Consider the following 264-nt stretch of genomic DNA (forward strand, 5'->3'; position numbering starts at 1 on the left):
TGTCGGTCATGACGCGATCGATGCGCACACCGAGGCCGGCGTAATGCGCCACGGCCTCGCGCAGGAAGTCAGCGCAGCTCTGACCGCACTCGTCGGCCTTGATGAGCGCGAAGGACACGCGCGAGTGGTCGTCGATCGCCAAGTGCACCAAGTCCCAGCCGATGCCGCGGTTGCGGTTGAGCGCTCGGTCGCCGGTGATGCGATGCCCTACGCCGTCAATGCGGCCGAGCTTCTTAGTGTCCAAGTGCAGCAGTTCGCCAGGAG

The 264-nt window shown here is 65.5% G+C and carries 1 pseudogene; it reads right to left on the minus strand.

The window, feature by feature from the left end:
* Positions 1–264, minus strand: a pseudogene (locus tag RVY79_RS20040) (DDE-type integrase/transposase/recombinase); the annotation flags it as partial.

Origin of the sequence: Chromohalobacter sp. HP20-39 (genome assembly GCF_033052815.1) — a bacterium.
In the GTDB taxonomy this organism is placed as follows: domain Bacteria; phylum Pseudomonadota; class Gammaproteobacteria; order Pseudomonadales; family Halomonadaceae; genus Chromohalobacter.